Annotated in this window: 15 protein-coding genes; 11 read left to right on the top strand and 4 right to left on the bottom strand. The window is 53.5% G+C overall.

All coding sequences use genetic code 11. The annotated features are described in order from the left end of the window. Positions 1 to 10: 10 nt before the first annotated feature. Entirely contained in the window at positions 11 to 373 is a 363-nt protein-coding gene (locus tag AC3G2T_RS09535; protein ID WP_488435273.1) for a hypothetical protein, read from the bottom strand. Positions 374 to 733: 360 nt separating this feature from the next. Between AC3G2T_RS09535 and AC3G2T_RS09530 the strand changes: the two genes are divergently transcribed. Then, the gene (locus AC3G2T_RS09530) at positions 734 to 1,423 is read left to right on the top strand and encodes a Crp/Fnr family transcriptional regulator (protein WP_488435272.1); all 690 of its coding nucleotides are present in this window, start codon (positions 734 to 736) and stop codon (positions 1,421 to 1,423) included. Positions 1,424 to 1,500: 77 nt separating this feature from the next. Here AC3G2T_RS09530 and AC3G2T_RS09525 read toward each other — a convergent pair whose 3' ends face one another. Then, positions 1,501 to 2,367, bottom strand: coding sequence for a helix-turn-helix domain-containing protein (locus AC3G2T_RS09525; RefSeq protein WP_488435271.1), 867 nt, complete (start codon positions 2,365 to 2,367; stop codon positions 1,501 to 1,503). Between the two features lie 150 nt (positions 2,368 to 2,517). Here AC3G2T_RS09525 and AC3G2T_RS09520 point away from each other — a divergent pair, with 150 nt between their 5' ends. Continuing rightward, positions 2,518 to 5,187: a family 78 glycoside hydrolase catalytic domain gene (locus AC3G2T_RS09520; RefSeq protein ID WP_488435270.1), complete on the top strand. Its 2,670-nt coding sequence runs from the start codon at positions 2,518 to 2,520 to the stop codon at positions 5,185 to 5,187. Positions 5,188 to 5,327: 140 nt separating this feature from the next. Here AC3G2T_RS09520 and AC3G2T_RS09515 read toward each other — a convergent pair whose 3' ends face one another. Beyond that, positions 5,328 to 6,035: a polysaccharide deacetylase family protein gene (locus AC3G2T_RS09515; RefSeq protein ID WP_474680253.1), complete on the bottom strand. Its 708-nt coding sequence runs from the start codon at positions 6,033 to 6,035 to the stop codon at positions 5,328 to 5,330. A 208-nt stretch (positions 6,036 to 6,243) separates the two neighbouring features. Between AC3G2T_RS09515 and AC3G2T_RS09510 the strand changes: the two genes are divergently transcribed. Continuing rightward, positions 6,244 to 6,726, top strand: a complete 483-nt coding sequence (locus AC3G2T_RS09510; protein ID WP_474679991.1) for a YhcN/YlaJ family sporulation lipoprotein — start codon at positions 6,244 to 6,246, stop codon at positions 6,724 to 6,726. Between the two features lie 95 nt (positions 6,727 to 6,821). Here AC3G2T_RS09510 and AC3G2T_RS09505 read toward each other — a convergent pair whose 3' ends face one another. Further along, positions 6,822 to 7,751, bottom strand: coding sequence for a polysaccharide deacetylase family protein (locus AC3G2T_RS09505; RefSeq protein WP_474679992.1), 930 nt, complete (start codon positions 7,749 to 7,751; stop codon positions 6,822 to 6,824). Between the two features lie 188 nt (positions 7,752 to 7,939). On the opposite strand from AC3G2T_RS09505, the gene AC3G2T_RS09500 reads away from it, so the two are divergent. The 8 genes from AC3G2T_RS09500 to AC3G2T_RS09465 all read left to right on the top strand — a co-directional run bounded on the left by AC3G2T_RS09500 (position 7,940) and on the right by AC3G2T_RS09465 (position 14,214). After that, positions 7,940 to 8,038 (top strand): YjcZ family sporulation protein, encoded by a 99-nt coding sequence (locus AC3G2T_RS09500; protein WP_474679993.1) that lies wholly within the window; start codon positions 7,940 to 7,942, stop codon positions 8,036 to 8,038. A gap of 137 nt (positions 8,039 to 8,175) precedes the next feature. Further along, entirely contained in the window at positions 8,176 to 8,811 is a 636-nt protein-coding gene (locus AC3G2T_RS09495; RefSeq protein ID WP_488435269.1) for an FMN-dependent NADH-azoreductase, read from the top strand. A 940-nt stretch (positions 8,812 to 9,751) separates the two neighbouring features. After that, complete coding sequence (locus tag AC3G2T_RS09490; RefSeq protein WP_474680254.1) at positions 9,752 to 10,387, top strand: chromate transporter; 636 nt, start codon at positions 9,752 to 9,754, stop codon at positions 10,385 to 10,387. A gap of 18 nt (positions 10,388 to 10,405) precedes the next feature. Further along, a complete protein-coding gene (locus AC3G2T_RS09485) occupies positions 10,406 to 10,930 on the top strand; it encodes a chromate transporter (RefSeq protein ID WP_474679995.1) in 525 nt (174 codons plus the stop codon). 240 nt (positions 10,931 to 11,170) lie between these two features. Then, a complete protein-coding gene (mobA, locus tag AC3G2T_RS09480; RefSeq protein WP_474679996.1) occupies positions 11,171 to 11,776 on the top strand; it encodes a molybdenum cofactor guanylyltransferase in 606 nt (201 codons plus the stop codon). Positions 11,777 to 11,896: 120 nt separating this feature from the next. Then, positions 11,897 to 12,022, top strand: a complete 126-nt coding sequence (locus AC3G2T_RS09475) for a cytochrome c oxidase subunit 2A (RefSeq protein WP_474679997.1) — start codon at positions 11,897 to 11,899, stop codon at positions 12,020 to 12,022. 21 nt (positions 12,023 to 12,043) lie between these two features. Then, a complete protein-coding gene (locus AC3G2T_RS09470) occupies positions 12,044 to 12,514 on the top strand; it encodes a cytochrome c oxidase subunit II (protein ID WP_474679998.1) in 471 nt (156 codons plus the stop codon). A gap of 35 nt (positions 12,515 to 12,549) precedes the next feature. Next, positions 12,550 to 14,214 (top strand): cbb3-type cytochrome c oxidase subunit I, encoded by a 1,665-nt coding sequence (locus AC3G2T_RS09465; RefSeq protein WP_488435268.1) that lies wholly within the window; start codon positions 12,550 to 12,552, stop codon positions 14,212 to 14,214. The last annotated feature ends 95 nt before the right edge of the window (positions 14,215 to 14,309 follow it).

Below are 14,309 nucleotides of genomic sequence, written 5' to 3'. Positions count from 1 at the left end.
GCGCGCGGTGCTAGCGCTGCGCTGCATGGCGGCGGTCGGTCGACCTGTTGGGTAGCCGCCTGCCCGGGTTCACGCATTTCCGGCAATGGAAGCGGAGAAAACCAGTGAACATTTCACGCCTCTCCCGATGGGTTATAGAGTCTGAAGTGGCGGCAAGACGGCTTGGCAGGGAGAAAACCTGCAAAAGTGCAGGCTTTTTTTGTGAAAATGGTTCATTTTGGAGAAAAGCCTGCGAAAGTGCAGGAATTTTCGATGAAAATGAACCTAAGCCCATGTTCGCGGCGAAAAGCCTGCACAATTGCAGGAATTTTTCGCTGCTGGCTTGCCAACGAGGAAAAACCTGCACTTTTGCAGGTTTTCCGCGCGTTGTCAAATATGCGCAGCCTCCTAGCATACGAGTTTTTCAACATTCTGACTTTTGCAGGCTACTTCGCGTAATTAGGCAGATGTGCGACCGATTCCGGGGTATGGGTTTCTGGGCAGCCTGGAAAAGGCCGCTTTTTGCTCGTCATGTGGTCGATTGACCACCATCATGCAGTGCAACACCATGCGCTGAGAGTTGTGCACGGTGCGCGTCAATGCGCTTGCAGCGAAAGCATTCCCGCTGATGTGCGGCTTTTTCCACCAATGCGCCGGCTCGGCCCCGCTTTATAATTCCTGCACAATCGCAGGCTTTTCGCCAAAACGGAACGCTGCCGTTTAAAATTTTTACAATAATCCGGGGGGCTGACAGATGCAGCTAATCGATACGATAAGCAAAATATTATTTTTTAGCGATTTTGACGCTTCCGAGCTGCAAAAAATTGCGGACATTTCCATATTGCGAACGTTCCAAAGCAAATCCCACGTGTTCATGGAGGGAGAAGAGCGGCATTCGGTCTATTTCATCAACCGCGGGATCGTCAAAATTTACAAAATCGATGCCCAGGGCAACGAGTACATTATGGCTTTTCTGAAAGAAGGGGACATGTTCCCCCATGCCGGTTTTTTTGAAAAAAATCCGTATCCGGGCACCGCTGAGGTCGTGCTTGACTCCGAGCTGTGCATCATTCCCCTCCAGGCTTTTGAGAAGATTATGCTGAACAATCCCGGAATCGCGATCAAAGTCATGCGGGAGATGGGCCGCAAAATCAGGGAATTGCAGGCAAAGCTGCAGGAGCTCAGCAGCAACGACATCAACCTTCGCCTGTCCGCGCTGCTGTTGAGGCTGGTTGACAGTTACGGCGAGCCGTCGGACGGCGGCGTCCAGGTCACGTTGAAAATTACGAACTCGGACATGGCCAAAATGGTCGGCACGACCCGGGAGACGGTGAACCGGTTTCTTAACAAATTAAAAAAGGAACGCATCCTCATAGCAGACAACAAAAATATGATCGTCACCGATCGGGCCGCGTTGGAGCGCCTGCAGCAGGGCGGCTTGTGAGTACGGGCCTGCGAATAGCCGTTATGCTGCCGACCGACGAAAGTTCCGCTGCCGGATGATTCGCGTTCAATTTGAGCTTACGCTCCCTGTTTTCGGTAGTCCCCCGGCGTCATGCCGACGATCCGTTTGAAAACCCGGTAAAAGGACTGCGTGTCCCGGTATCCGACCATCCCGGCGATCGTATCGATTTTGTGCCGCGTGCACTGCAGCAGCTCGCAGCTCATGCGTATCCGGCATTGCTGCAAATATTCGTGAAAAGGCTGCCCCACGCGGGCTTTGAACAGCCGGAAGAAGTGCCTTTCGCTCAGCCGGCACATATCGGCGACCGCGCGAATCGTCAAATCTTCTTCGGCATGGCTGCGGATATATTCGACGGCGTGGCCGATCGGGTCGTCCTGCTCCATCTCAGCCGGGTTCGCATGCAGCATATGGCGGGAGAACTCGACCAAAAGCTCGATCAGCAGCGCGAACAAAATGGCGGAAGAGCCCTGCCGGCTCGTTGAATGCTCCTCATACATACGGTGAAACAAAGTTTCCATCGTCAATTGGCGGTCGTGGAAAGCGAGATGCTCGCTGTCCGCACGCGAATGGTGCTGAATCCGCGCAACAAGGTCAAACTCCGGGAGCAGCCGGGCGATGTCCGCGAGCATCGCTTCCGTGAACAAACAGTTGTAGACGACGAGCTTTTGATCGCGTTTGGCCGAATACGGGCGGAAGACGTGAGGGACGCCTACCGGAACGATGAATACGTCGCCTTTGGAGACGGGGATGACTTGACCGTTGATGTGATGGTACCCTTTTCCATAGGAGACATACGTAATTTCGATAAAATCGTGCTCATGATAGCCTAAAATAAACCCTTCTTCCATCCGGTTCACAAATATGCTCATGCCCTGGCGAAAATGATTTGCTCCCAGCAGCTTCGTTTTTTGCCTGTTTGCCATGCTTGCCACTCTCCTTCGGAACGTTCGTGCGCATAATCATATTGTCATTTTTGCCATATAGAATTGTCAAGAACGAAAGTGTAATTATCGCCGCGCCGAACGTACAATCAGACATATCAACGAACTGAATTTTTAGAAGGAGCGAAACAGATGGCGCAATTTAACGTTTATGATTTACGGTGCAATTACAAGCAAAATCCGCTCGGAACCGATGACCGGAGGCCAAGGCTGAGCTGGAAAATCGATTCCGCGGCGCGGGCTTTCATCCAGACGGCTTACCATCTTCAAGTATCGGTTGAAGCGGACTTTCAGGAGCCGCTGCTATGGGATACCGGCAAGGTGGAAAGCGATTCCAGCATTCATATCGAATACGCCGGGCCCGCTTTAGCTTCGCGCACTCGCTACTACTACCGGGTACGCGTGTGGGACGGCGCGGATGCGGTTTCCGACTGGAGCGGTGCGGCGTACTGGGAAACCGCGCTTTTGACGCAGGAGGAGTGGCAGGCGGGCTGGATTACGCTGCGGCTTCCCGCCGGCGATCAAGGCGTAGAGCCGATTCCGTATTTGCGAAAAGAAGTGACTCTTTCGGGCCCTGTAAAGTCCGCCCGGGCATATGCGACTTCGCTCGGCTTGTACCGTTTGTTCGTCAACGGCCAGGCGGCCGACGACACTTTGTTCAATCCGGGCTGGACGAGCTATACGAAGCGGCTGCAGTACCAAACGTTCGACGTGACCGCGCTGTTGTCCGAAGGCGGAAACGTGATCGGCGCGATGCTGGGCAGCGGCTGGTACAAAGGAAACTTGGCCTGGGAGGGCAAAAGCGAATACTACGGGGCCGAACGGGCGCTGCTTGTACAGCTTCATATCGAGTATGCCGACGGAACGGAGGAAGTCATCTGCTCGGATGAAACATGGAAAGGAAACGACGGCCCTCTCCGCATGTCCGAGCTGTATCACGGAGATTTGTACGATGCCAGACTGGAGCAGGACGGATGGGACTTGCCCGGTTTTTCGGATGCGGAGTGGCTGCCGGTTGCCCGGTACGAGTATTCCAAGGCTGTACTGGTTGCGCAGGAGAACGAGCCGACGCGCCGGATCCAGACGCTGGAACCGATCGGGATGATTACGACGCCGCGCGGCGAGACAGTGATTGACCTCGGACAAAACATGGTGGGCTGGATGCGTATTACCGTAGACGCGGAAGAGGGAACGGAGATTACTTTACGGCATGCGGAAGTGCTTGACCGCGAAGGGAATTTTTATACGGACAACCTGCGTTCCGCCCTGCAGACGATTACGTATATCAGCCGTGGAAACGGCCCTGCGGTTTACGAGCCTTCGTTCTCCTTCCAGGGATTCCGTTATGTATCGGTGGAAGGGATTGCGCCGGAGCAATTGGCGGGCCGTTTTGTCGGGTGCGTCATTCATACGGATCTGGAGCCTACGGGCAGCTTCAATTGCTCGGATGAATGGATCAACCGGCTCCAGAGCAACATCGTCTGGGGGCAAAAAGGCAATTTCCTCGATGTGCCGACCGACTGCCCGCAGCGCGACGAACGGCTCGGCTGGACGGGGGATGCGCAGGTTTTCATTCGCACCGCGGCGTTCAACATGAATGTGGCGCCGTTCTTTGAGAAATGGCTGAAAGATTTGGCGGCCGACCAGCAGCCGGACGGCGGTGTGCCGCACGTCATACCCGACATTCCTACGGCGGGCTACAACTCCGCGGCCTGGGGTGATGCGGCCGTCATCTGCCCGTGGACGATCTACGAATGCTACGGAGATACGCGCGTGCTGGAGACGCAGTACCCGAGCATGAAAGCTTGGGTCGAATACATCCGCGCGCAAGGGGAAGACGAGTTTCTATGGAACACGGGCTCTCACTTCGGCGATTGGCTGGGGCTGGATGCGAAAGAGGGCAGCTACATCGGAGCGACGCCCAAAGATTTGATCGCCACGGCGTTCTATTCGTACTCGACGGGACTGCTTGCCAAAACCGCGCAAGTGCTGGGCAAACGCGAGGAAGCGGAAGCGTATGCGGAGCTGCAGGCGAAGGTCAACCAAGCTTTCCGCCGGGAGTTCGTAACTCCGAACGGGCGCGTCGCCGCTCCGACGCAAACGGCATACCTGCTTGCGCTGATGTTCGACCTGCTGGAGGAAAAAGACCAGGCGCGGACGGCCCGGATGCTCGCCCAGCATATCGAGGACAACGGAACGCATTTGACGACAGGCTTCGTAGGCACGCCATATCTGTGCCATGTGCTGACCCGGTTCGGCTATACGGACCTCGCTTACCGGCTAGTTTGGCAGAAGGAATACCCGTCCTGGCTGTATCCGGTTACCCAAGGAGCGACGACGATCTGGGAGCATTGGGACAGCACGAAGCCGGACGGCTCGTTCTGGAGCGACAAAATGAACTCTTACAATCACTATGCCTACGGCGCGGTGGGAGACTGGCTGTACCGGGTTGTGGCCGGCATCGACAAAGCGGATTCCGAGCCCGGCTATAAAGCGCTGCGCATCAAACCGCATATAGGCGAACAGCTATCCAGCGCAGAGGCTTCCCTGCGATCCATGTACGGAGACGTCAAAGTAGCGTGGGTGAAAAAAGACGGCGGCACGATCGAGCTGACGGCGGTCATTCCGGCGAATACGACGGCTGAAGTGATTTTGCCGGTTAACAAATCTGGCGAAATTTTGGAAAGCGGCAAGCCGGCTTCGCAGGCCGAAGGCGTGCATGACGCCGTTCAAAACGAAGACGGATTCGTCCTGCGGCTCGGCTCGGGCAGCTACCGGTTCGAGTACGAATCCAACCATTAACAAAACAGCACCATATCCGGCAGAAGCCTCGGTCTAGTTACCGGGGCTTCTTTGTCATTTTGCCGATTTGCTTTGCCAGGAGTCTGTCCGACGGAGTTACTTTTGCGCATTCCTTTCTACGTGGTTCATCGGACAGACTCCTAGTGCTCCTCTACGGCTGTCGATTTCCGGAAAGTCAGCAGATCGGACACCGTCACAAACCGGAAGCCTTTTTCCTTGAGGCTGGGAAGGATTTGCTTGAGCGCTTCTATCGTCTGGGTTTGTCCTTCGACATAGTCATGGAAAAGAATAATATCGCCGTTTCGTGCGTTATTTAAAACTTTGCTGACGATTTTGCCCACGCCCGGCGTGTTCCAATCCCCCGTATCCTGGTGCCAGGACCACATCACGACAAGGTAGCCGGCTTTTTTCGAAGCATTCACTACGTTTTCGCTGTAAAAGCCTCCCGGAGGACGGAATAAATTCGGCTTTCTTCCCGTTGCATCCATAATCACTTTTTCCGCTTGAAAAAGCTCCTTCCGAACGCTCTCCTCCGGCACTCTTTTATTAAAATAACGATGGCTGAACGTATGATTCGCGATTTCATGCCCTTCCGCAAGCTCCCGTTTCACTAGTTCCGGCGACTTTACAACCTTATTGCCGACTACGAAAAAAGTTGCCTTTGCCCCGTACTGCTTCAGCAGGTCCAGAATAACCGGCGTATCGGCGGGATCGGGTCCGTCGTCAAAAGTCAGCGCTATTATTTTTTCGTCCGTAGGCACTTCCCAGACCACTTCGCCCCGTGTTTCGTAATATTTTCGATTTTTGCTTTGCGGCGCCTCCTGGGCATGAAAGAACAACGCAGCCATTAAAACAGATGTAAGAACCGTGCTGCAAAAAATTCGCACATTACCCCTCCTCCAATGTAACCACATTTAGAGTTGCCATTTTCCCGGTATTCTAGGTATTCCATTAGTTTCCATGTTTTTTTTTGCTGCATAGAAAGCGCGATCTTTTTGGATGCTAGTAAGGTAACAGCCATTGAGAAAGACAAAAACAAATAAAGGAGCGGTCAAAATGTTAACCCGAGCATCCAAAGGCATAGCTTTGGCGGCCATTTCGCTATCGGTGTTCACCGCCGCAGGCTGCACGGCGAACAAATCGGCGAATCAGGTCAGACAGCAAGCGACCCATATGCAGCAGGCGCAGCCGATACCGTCGGCGGCACCGGATAACCGCGTCGCAATCGCCAACCATGCGGCGGACAAAATCGTCCGGTTGAACGGCGTAAGAGCGGCCAACGTCCTGGTAACCAAGCGGAACGCCTATGTGGCAGCATCCGTACACACGAACGGGATGTCACGGCAGCTTGAGGACCTGATTGCGAACCAGGTTCGATCGACAGACCCGAACATTCAGAACGTGTACGTATCCACAAATCCCGAGTTTGTGAACAGAGTCAACAGATACGTATCGGACGTAGCGCAAGGAAGACCTGTCACCGGATTTGTTGATGAGTTCTCGCAAATGGTGGCGCGGATTTTCCCGACCGCGCATTGATCAAAGCTGCTTGACCCGATATCCGGGGGCTGTCTCAAAAGCCATCAATAATGGCCTAGGGACAGCCCTTTCTGCGCTTGCCGCATCTGCAATGGTCAGCTGCCCGTACCGGGTTCGCCGCCGGTGACGCGCTTTGGCGACAGGACATCGCTTACGGTTCCGAGCTGTAATCCTTTGCGCTTGAGGGACATAATCATGCCTTCGAGGGCCAAGCTGGACGACTCAGTCGGATGCATCAAAATCAGGTATCCGTTATTCGCTTTGGCGGCTACTTTTTGAATGACGGATTGCGGGTTCGGTTTTTTCCAGTCGATCGTATCGAGCGTCCACAAAACGGTGTTCAGCTTCAGCCGCCAAGCGACTTCCACCGTATTCCGGTTGAAATCGCCGGATGGCGGAGCGAACCAGCGGTTTTTAACCTGCAGCCCGTCCTGCAGCAGTTTTTCGGTTCTCGCGATTTCCGTCCAGGCCTGACTGTCGCTAAGCTGGCTCATATTTTTATGGGAATAGGCATGGTTGGAAAGCTCATGGCCATAGCTCGCTATATGCCTGGCTGTGTCCATGTTCTTTTTGAGCCAGGAGCCGTCGAGGAAAAACGTCGCTTTCACATGATGCTTGTTAAGCGTTTCGAGCATCCGGGGAATAAATTCATTTCCCCACGCGACGTTGATCATGAAAGCGACCATCGGCTTTTGGGGATTTCCGCGGTAAATCGGCTCCGCTCCGAGTTGTTCCAGATTTACGGCAGGGGGAATCTCCTGATACACATAGCGAATCGGGTTTCCGGGATCTATATTTTTGTTTAATTCATACGTTTTTTCAATATCGACTTCGAGACCGTTGTAGCCCGGTATAGCCCTGAATACGTGGTCGATTCTGGCATCGGTCGGGGGAATCCGTTTCGCCGGAGCCTCATTCATAATCCGGCTCAGCACAGGATCAGGTTCAACAGCCGGAGCCGAGAAACCCGACAATATGGGCAGCAGGATGAGTGTCAGGCTGAAAAGCATTTTGATTCTGAACATTTTGCCAAGTACTCCTTTTCATTTGCTGTCGGCCATGTTACTCATTATCTGCTTAATGACAGCTAATTTATGTAAAGGTCAAACATACAAATCGCAATTCTTGTGCGCGGCCTATGGAAAGCTGTCCATGTCCATCCATATTCATGCACATAAAATAAATATAGCCTGATAGAAGGGAGTGAAGCGGAATGTTTGGAGTATGCGGCTTTCCTACAAGCACAGCGATAATTTTGGTTCTCTTTATTCTTCTGGTCATTGTCTTGACAACTTTTTCCGTAGTAATTTAGCTGAAAAGGCAGTCCGGCAAGCGCAAGCCTCCGGGCTGTTTTTTTGTGTTTTTCAACGCGTGGTGCGAATATTCCCCCCCTTTTTCTACAAACAATATATAAGAATTGAAATCATCAGAGAGAAAGGGCTGTGAATATTGGCTAAAGTTCTGCACATTACGGCGCACCCCCACGATCATCAGACTTCATACAGCATGGCAGTCGGAAAAGCATTCGTAGACGCGTATCGGGACGCCCGCCCCGGCGACGAAATTATCCATCTTGACTTGTACCAAATAAACGTTCCGCACATTGATGCAGATGTCTTCAGCGGTTGGGGCAAACTGCGCGGCGGCCGGCAGTTTGCCGAATTGAGCGGCGAAGAGCAAGCGAAAGTGAGCCGCCTGTCCGAGCTGACGGATCAGTTTGTCGCTGCCGATAAGTATATATTCGTAACGCCCATGTGGAATTTTTCGTTCCCGCCGATTTTGAAAGCTTACATCGATGCGATCTGCACGGCCGGAAAAACGTTTAGTTATACGGAAAACGGCCCGGTAGGCCTGCTGACGGACAAAAAAGCGCTCCATATCCAGGCGCGGGGCGGCATCTATTCGGAAGGCCCGGCAGCGGACATGGAAATGGGCCACCGGTATTTGAGCATTATTATGTCCTTTTTCGGGATCAAGGATTTCCAGGGGCTATTTGTAGAGGGGCATAATCAGTTCGCCGATAAAGCCCAGCAGATTAAAGAAGAAGCGATCGGCCGCGCCCGGGAGCTGGCAAAAACGTTTTGACCCCGCAGCGGCAAAAATAGCCCGGCAAGCTCAGCCTCGTGCGGGCAAGCCGGGCTTTTTGCTGCTTGGCGCAGGGCCGTCGCGCCGCGCGCAGCTCCCAGTGCACGGTGCTGCGCTGCATGACGGCGCCGGTCGACCACGGGAAGGGGAGGGATTTTCGGCGGCTCGGCGGTTGCGAAGCGGAGGCGGCTAGGCTCGCGGGCTCGGCAGCCCGAAAAACCAGCGAAAACTCTCATGACGCTGTGGACGTCACCCCGAACCCGTCCGAGTGAAGCGCTGAAACGCCTGCAACCCACCCAACTGAGCCGGTCGCACAATCTGCCTAACCACGCAAAAAAGCCTGCAAAAATACAGTTTTTGCCCGATGAATGCGCTGACCACGACAAATTCCTGCAAATGTGCAGGCTTTTCGCCGCGAACAAGGACTCAGGCTCATTTACACCGAAAATTCCTGCACAATCGCAGGCTTTTCGCCAAAATGAGCCTTTTTTATGAAAAAAGCCTGCACTTATGCAGGTTTTCTCCAGCCAAGCACATGCTGCCTCGTCCCCCCCCTTCAGCTCCCCAACCTATGCAGGGATAGGTGTGGTTTGGGAAAGAGCGGCTGTGCCCCGCTTTGCCTTGAAATTTCACCTAAAGAAAGGACCTCATTCTCCACTTGGTAGTGGATTTTGAGGTCCTTTTGCTCGATTTTTTATCCCGTACGATATGAACACTTTTGGGACAGCTCCTATATTTCATGCAAACCTGTAAAACAACCCTGAATAGTCGACTTTAATTCAAATTGAAATAAATAGGCGGGTATAATTCCTTATAAGCAGAAATAATTAAGGCGATAAACAAACGTGAATCGATTTTGGATGATATCTTCATTCCAAAATGGAATAAAGGTGCTATAATGAATGTAATAAGGTTGTACGCTAAGGAAGGTGACATCGTGATGAAACAACAGTTGCAGCGGATTTCCATGCTGGTGAGCATATTTTGGGTGTTTTGCCGAATCGGCCCTTCGACCTTCGGTGGCGGCTATGCGATGATCCCGATCATTGAAAGGGAGATCGTCAAGAAGCGCAATTGGCTCAAGGAGTCGGACATGAGCGATCTGATTTCCATCGCCGGTTCCGCGCCTGGGGGAGTGGGCGTCAACTCAGCGGCTTTTATCGGCTACAGGCTCTCCGGGGTCGGCGGCGCGGTTATGGCGGTGCTCGGCATTACGCTTCCGCCGGTTGTCATCGTGTTCGCTTTGAGCTCGATGTACTCTTTGTTCAGCGCATTTCCAAAAGTTGAAGCTGCCTTGAAAGGCATTCACGCGGCAATTATCGCACTTATATTGATTGCAGCCTATAGGATGGCCAAATCGTCGCTGATCGATAAAACGACCGCTACGGTTGCAGTCGTTTCGCTAGGGCTTTTGATCGCAACGCCTATTCATCCTTTACTTATCATTGCGGTTGGGATTATCGCTGGCGTGCTTGCCGTGAAAATCAAGTCCATGCTCGGAGTCAGCGCGCCGTTCGAGAAAGCGAGCGCTCCCGATCCGAAGCCGGAAATCATGTTTCCCGAATACTACATTTAGCCATAGAGGTGAACTGGGATGTGGCAGTTATTTTTCACATTTTTCAAAATCGGCTGCATCTCCTTTGGCGGCGGCTATGCAGTCATTCCGCTAATTCAGAATGAAGCTACGAAGTACGGCTGGGCGGACAGCGCCCATTTTCAGGAAATCGTTACATTGGCCGGCATGGCCCCGGGCCCGATCGCGACCAATACCGCGACACTTGTCGGCTATCATGCGGAGGGTTTGGCGGGGGCTATTGCGTCGACGCTGGGCATCGTGTTCCCGTCGCTGCTTATTATTATCCTGCTGGCGGCTTTTTTTCAAAAAATGCACGAGCACCGCTGGGTCAAATCGTCCTTCTACGGATTAAGGCCGGTAGTAACCGGCCTGATCGTCTACGCCGCGCTGCATTTCGGCTTGAATGCGCGTATGGGCCTGACGTGGTCGACGTTCGCCACGCTGCTCATTTGCGCAGGCTGCATTTACGGCGTGCTGAAGCATAACATGCATCCGTTCATGGTCATCGTCGCTTCCGGACTGGCAGGCATCATCCTGTTCTGATGCCAGCCAGCTAACTGGCGCTTTGGCCATTCGCCAATTCATGGCGAAACAACATGTTGACCGAAGACCGAAGACCGACCCGACCGACTTCACCAGGGCTGAACCACTGGCAGCAAAAGCTGCCGATGGGGCAGCCCTGTTTGCTGTGGCAACTGTGATCTTTTTCACTTACAATACGGTTTCGCTGTTCTAAAGTTGAGATATCGTAACCCATTTTAACATAGCAAGGGAGTGAGGGAGATGCTGACCGGAGTCATTTTGGCAGGCGGAGCGGGCCGCCGGATGAAAGGGGAGCTGAAAGCGCTGCTTCCTTTCGCAGGCGAGCCGCTGATTATTCGACAAATGAGAATGATGAAGCCACTGTGCGATGAGCTGATTGTCGTAACGAACGATGTCCGGCCTTTCCTGCCCATGCTCGACCGCTCGGTTCGGATCATAACGGACTACTACAAGGCCCAGGGTCCGCTCGTCGGCATGCATGCGGCTTTGTCTCTGGCCAAACATTCGTCCGTGTGGGTTGTCGGCTGCGACATGCCGTTTCTTTCCTGCAAGGCGGCGGAGCTGCTGTGGGAGCGGAAAAAGGACGGCTTTGACGCCGTCGTGCCTTTGGTTGCCGGAGGGTTGTATCCGCTTCACGGCATTTATGACCGCAAGTGCAAGGAGGCGATCGTCGGCCTGCTGCAGCGGGGGGAGACGAGAATGTCGGCGCTGCTCAACCACATTTTTTGGGGGGAACTGGATGACCGCTATTTGCAGGAGCGCGATGTGGGATTGAATTTCGTCGCCAGTATCAAGACGTCTGCCGATTACGAAGCTTTGCAGCGCATGGCCGTCCCCCAAACGTAAAGGTAACGGATTGTTCATATTTGCTCGATGTTGTTGTGACCGATATCACAGAGGGCGGGGATCAAGGACACTAAAATGTAGGTAATGAGAGGCTGGACCACAAATGGAGGGGAAGATGACATGGATAACAATAAGGAAAAGGCCGAACCGGTTTTGAATGGAACGTTTGCCGCCGTACTGCTGCTGGGCGCGTTTTTGATTGCAAGCTGGGTTGCCGTTTATTTATTGTTCATTTCCAGAAACTAGAAATGTGAAGGGTGGATCGCCATGCATATTCACAAGCTTGAAAAAATTTGGTTGACCATTGGCATCTCTATGCTGTTCGTGTTTCTCGGCGTGCTGGGCGTGTCCGCTTTTGCCATGGGCGTCAAGCCCCCGAGCGAGCACCATCACCAGATCGATCCGGCCAAGCTGAAGGAAACGGCTCCTTTTGACAATCCCGGACTCCGCAAAATCGGGGACAACGAGTACGAAGCTGTGATGACGGCGTTCACGTTCGGGTATGCTCCGGACAAGATGGAGGTGCCCGTCGGTGCGAAAATCAATTTTATCGTGGCAACCCAGGATGTCGTGCACGGATTTGAAATTCCCGGCACAAACGTGAACATGATGATCGTGCCCGGCGAGGTCAGCCATGTGAGCCATACGTTCACAAAGCCGGGCGAGTACCTCATCCTGTGCAACGAATACTGCGGCGGGGCGCATGAATTTATGAAAACGACGATTATCGTCAAATGAATTCGGGACGCAAGCAAAAGGGGGTGGCAATGGTCATGAAAGTAGCGCATTTGCACGGAAACGGCACGAAATTCGATCTGAAAGACGGGAAGCTCGTCGTCGCGCACATCATCGTGGCGTTCATCGCTTTGCTGATCGGCGGCATCGCGGGGCTGCTGCAGAGCATGGTCCGCAGCGGGACGGTCAAGCTGCCGTACGGAATCGGCTATTACGAGCTGCTGACAGCCCATGGGGTATTGATGGCGCTCATTTTTACGACTTATTTTATTATCGGCTTCCTCTATTCGGGCATTTCTTATACGCTTGGAGGCAAGCTGCTGCCGATTGTGCGCCGCATGGGGTGGGCGGGCTTCGCCTTAATGACGGCCGGCACGGCCATTGGGGTCGCGATGGTTTTGGCGGGCAAAGCCAGCGTGCTTTACACGTTTTACGCGCCGCTCAAAGCTTCTCCGTATTTTTACATCGCATTGGCTTTGGTCGTTGTCGGGAGCTGGATCAGCGGCTGGGGCGTGTTTTATCAGTACAATTATTGGAAAAGAACGAATCGGGGCGAGATATCTCCACTGTTCGCCTTCATGTCCGTCGTCACTTTTCTCATGTGGCAAATCGCCACGCTCGGCGTAGCCGCCGAAGTGTTGATCCAGCTCATACCGTGGTCGTTCGGCTGGGTGGAGACGATTAACGTCATGCTGAGCCGCACGCTGTTCTGGTATTTCGGACATCCGCTCGTCTATTTCTGGCTGATGCCGGCCTACATGTGCTGGTACGTGATCATTCCGAAAATTATCGGCGGCAAAATTTACAGCGATGCTTTGGCGCGGTTGTCGTTCATTTTGCTGCTGCTGTTCTCGATTCCGGTAGGCTTTCACCATCAATTGATGGAGCCTGGCATTAGCCCTTTCTGGAAATATTTGCAGGTTGTGCTGACCTTCATGGTCGTGGTTCCGTCGCTGATGACGGCGTTCTCCCTGTTCGCCACATTCGAACTGAACGGGCGGGCCAAAGGCGCGACGGGCTTGTTCGGGTGGGTCAAGGTGATGCCTTGGAAGGATGTGCGTTTTTTCGCGCCGTTCATGGGCATGCTGATCTTTATACCGGCAGGGGCGGGCGGCTTGATTAATGCGAGCAACCAGATGAATGCGGTCGTTCATAATACGCTGTGGGTGACGGGGCATTTTCATTTGACGGTTGCGACGAGCGTGGCGCTGACGTTTTTCGGCATTGCGTACTGGCTGCTTCCGGCAGTGACGGGGCGCGTGCTGACCCCGCGGATGAACAAACTTGGCTTGATTCAAACGGTTATCTGGTGCATAGGCATGTTCTTTATGTCCGGTGCGATGCATATAGTGGGCCTGTTCGGGGCTCCGAGAAGAACCGCGTACACCACTTACGAAAATCATGCGGACGCGGCAGGCTGGACATCCTATTACGTATGGATGGCGATCGGCGGAACGATTTTGTTCATCGCGGTGCTGATGATGGTGTACAACGTATTCGCGCTGCTTCGCGCGCCTCGGGGGGAGACGGAATATCCGATCGGCGAGCCGATGGAGCAAGCGGAAGCGACCCCTGCTTATTTGGAGCGGTGGGGCGTGTGGATCGGCTTGTCAGCCGCGCTGATCCTCATCGCTTATACGCTGCCGCTGATGGATATGGTGATGAATCCGGCACCGGGTTCCAAAGGATTTATTACCTGGTAACGACAGGTGATGCGGGAAAAGAGAAGGCATTTCGGCTTGTCAGCCGGGGAATGCCTTTTCTCTCCAAAGATATTGTGAAATAATTCACAATATCT

The organism is Paenibacillus sp. sgz302191 (assembly GCF_057749925.1).
Note: the sequence above shows the minus strand (reverse complement) of the source record. Positions and strands in the feature narration are given on the sequence as shown.

Coding starts and splice junctions, on each gene's coding strand:
- AC3G2T_RS09530 (WP_488435272.1), top strand. CDS start 734: ATGCAGCTAATCGATACGATAAGCAAAATATTATTTTTTAGCGATTTT.
- AC3G2T_RS09525 (WP_488435271.1), bottom strand. CDS start 2,367: ATGGCAAACAGGCAAAAAACGAAGCTGCTGGGAGCAAATCATTTTCGC.
- AC3G2T_RS09520 (WP_488435270.1), top strand. CDS start 2,518: ATGGCGCAATTTAACGTTTATGATTTACGGTGCAATTACAAGCAAAAT.
- AC3G2T_RS09515 (WP_474680253.1), bottom strand. CDS start 6,035: ATGGCTGCGTTGTTCTTTCATGCCCAGGAGGCGCCGCAAAGCAAAAAT.
- AC3G2T_RS09510 (WP_474679991.1), top strand. CDS start 6,244: ATGTTAACCCGAGCATCCAAAGGCATAGCTTTGGCGGCCATTTCGCTA.
- AC3G2T_RS09505 (WP_474679992.1), bottom strand. CDS start 7,751: ATGTTCAGAATCAAAATGCTTTTCAGCCTGACACTCATCCTGCTGCCC.
- AC3G2T_RS09500 (WP_474679993.1), top strand. CDS start 7,940: ATGTTTGGAGTATGCGGCTTTCCTACAAGCACAGCGATAATTTTGGTT.
- AC3G2T_RS09490 (WP_474680254.1), top strand. CDS start 9,752: ATGAAACAACAGTTGCAGCGGATTTCCATGCTGGTGAGCATATTTTGG.
- AC3G2T_RS09485 (WP_474679995.1), top strand. CDS start 10,406: ATGTGGCAGTTATTTTTCACATTTTTCAAAATCGGCTGCATCTCCTTT.
- mobA (WP_474679996.1), top strand. CDS start 11,171: ATGCTGACCGGAGTCATTTTGGCAGGCGGAGCGGGCCGCCGGATGAAA.
- AC3G2T_RS09475 (WP_474679997.1), top strand. CDS start 11,897: ATGGATAACAATAAGGAAAAGGCCGAACCGGTTTTGAATGGAACGTTT.
- AC3G2T_RS09470 (WP_474679998.1), top strand. CDS start 12,044: ATGCATATTCACAAGCTTGAAAAAATTTGGTTGACCATTGGCATCTCT.
- AC3G2T_RS09465 (WP_488435268.1), top strand. CDS start 12,550: ATGAAAGTAGCGCATTTGCACGGAAACGGCACGAAATTCGATCTGAAA.